Source organism: Methylobacterium sp. (assembly GCF_019750675.1).
In the GTDB taxonomy this organism is placed as follows: domain Bacteria; phylum Pseudomonadota; class Alphaproteobacteria; order Rhizobiales; family Beijerinckiaceae; genus Methylobacterium.
On record NZ_JAIEOF010000362.1, the window covers coordinates 1 to 1,905 of the forward strand.

Here is a 1,905-nt window from a genome sequence, read left to right on the forward strand (position 1 = left end):
CAAGGGCTTCGGCTTCGCCGGCGCGTGGACGGTCCGCGAACAGAACCAGCTACTCGGGGTCTGCTTCGGACTTCAGACGGTTAACAAAACCTGAAAACGCGCGAGATCCAGCCTCTGATGCAGCCTACGGCACGGCTTGCGACAAGCCCGCTGGCCTCGCCCTCGGCGTGGTAACGCCCCCTTGTCCATCAGCGCATCCAGCGCGAACTGCTCGTGGCGCTCGCCGGCCGTCAGCACCGCGGCGATCGGCTTAGCCGCTCCCCTCGGCGCGCAGGTGCAGCTTGGTCGAGAACCCGCCCTGGCTGCGCCCGAGCGCTTCACCAACCCCCTCGACCGTCCCCTCCCCCCGATGGCGCCGGACCGGCGTGCACCGGCGGCGTGCTGGTGGGCGCGCACCACCGTGGCGTCCACGAAGTGCAGGTTCCAATCCAGATTGCCTCGGGCATCCGCCTGCGCCTGCAAGCGCCGCAGCACCCGGTCGAACACGCCGGCCTGCCGCCAGCGGTAGAACCGGCTCGACACAGTCTCGACAGAACCATAGCGGGCCGGCAGATCCGCCCACGGCGCACCCGTGCGCAAGATCCAGAGCATGCCGTTCAGGACTTGGCAGTGATCCTCGGCAGGCCGGCCCGTGCGCGGCTTCTGCGGAGGGAGCAGCGGGGCGATCTGCTCCCACTGCGCATCGGTCAGTTCGTAGCGTCGCATCCCGCCCACATGGGGGCGGTCACCCCACCTGTGAACCCTTTGCAGAGACGCCCTAGACTAGGAGGAGCCCCACCATCAACATCTCGGGCTGGTATCTCCGTCGCCGACGCAGGAGCGTAGCGTGTGGCAGGAGGCGCTATCACGCCCGCTACCCGAATGTCTCTAATGGGTCGGGACCCGCTTGTCTGATCTACGACCGGACCGGGTGGTTTGCGGCCCGTGGTTACAAGCATTTCGATCTCTGCAAGCGCGCAACACCGCTGGCCTTGATGGCGACCTGGATCGCCGCGCCCTTGTGGGCGGGCGGGTTGTCGAGGATGACGGTGTCGCCGGGCCTGAGGGTTGGGGCGAGCACCTGCTCGACAGTCCGGCCTGAGAAAACACAGAATTCAGACTCTGTGTTCTCTCAGGCTGGTTTCTAAAACTAAATTACCGTGTCTCTCAGATTAAAAGCATTACCTCATCTAAATTCATTCGATTTCCATCAGCGAATTCAAACAATTCAACCTTGTCGCGCCCGAAATTCGGATTGTTATATATGGACCACAATCCGTCTTTTATTGTGAGCTGATCCGATGTGTCATTAATCGTTACGAGGAGGTCATTACCAGATCGGGCAAAATGTACGTCCGTAGAACTGATGCCGGCAGAGAACGATACTCGGTCAGCAGACGGACCTGCATCAACGCCCTCATCATCGATAGTGTCGCGTCCGTAACCGCGTCCGAAGATGTAGGTGTCATCGCCAAGGCGGCCGCTGAGGTAATCATTACCCGCTTTTCCGTCGATAATGTCGTTGGCGCTGCTGCCATTGAGGGTATCGCTCCCATCAGTTCCGCGGATCCATCCTGCTTGGTCCGCCACCTTCTGGCGCAGATCCTGGGCCGACCAGACCGTCCCGTCGGCGAAGACGACCTGTTCGATGCCTTTCTCCCAGTAGGCGTCGACCTGGCGGGCCAGGGTGACCCAGCCTCCGTCCGTGCCGCCGGGGGTGGAGGGTGCGATGATCAGGGTGACGTCGTCGCCGCTGCGCTCCAGGCTGATTGCGTTCGGGTTGATACCGGCGAGCACGAGCTTGTCGGCTGTGCCCCCGAAGGTGTTGCCGTCGTCAAGGATGTCGTTGCCGTCGCCACGGGCGTAGCGGTAGGTGTCGTTGCCGGCATTGCCGTAGATCGTGTCGTCACCCCGGCCGCCGGTGAT

Annotated in this window: 2 protein-coding genes and 2 pseudogenes; 1 reads left to right on the plus strand and 3 read right to left on the minus strand. The window is 62.8% G+C overall.

Annotated features, from left to right (window positions below; all coding sequences use genetic code 11):
- Window positions 1–94: pseudogene (locus K2X24_RS18670) on the plus strand (IS6 family transposase); the annotation flags it as partial.
- On the opposite strand, the gene K2X24_RS18675 reads toward K2X24_RS18670, so the two are convergent.
- From K2X24_RS18675 to K2X24_RS18685, 3 genes and pseudogenes are all read right to left on the minus strand, one after another.
- A complete protein-coding gene (locus K2X24_RS18675) occupies window positions 73–705 on the minus strand; it encodes an IS5 family transposase (RefSeq protein ID WP_292499942.1) in 633 nt (210 codons plus the stop codon). The pseudogene K2X24_RS18670 and the gene K2X24_RS18675 sit on opposite strands and share 22 nt — an antisense overlap.
- Window positions 706–949: 244 nt before the next feature.
- A pseudogene (locus tag K2X24_RS18680) lies at window positions 950–1,069 on the minus strand (IS630 family transposase); the annotation flags it as partial.
- Window positions 1,070–1,146: 77 nt separating this feature from the next.
- Window positions 1,147–1,905, minus strand: a 759-nt coding sequence (locus K2X24_RS18685) for a calcium-binding protein (RefSeq protein ID WP_292499944.1), incomplete at its 5' end; no start/stop codon positions are given.

Excerpts from the sequence above, each read along its gene's own strand:
- K2X24_RS18675 (WP_292499942.1), bottom strand. The coding sequence starts at position 705 with ATGCGACGCTACGAACTGACCGATGCGCAGTGGGAGCAGATCGCCCCG.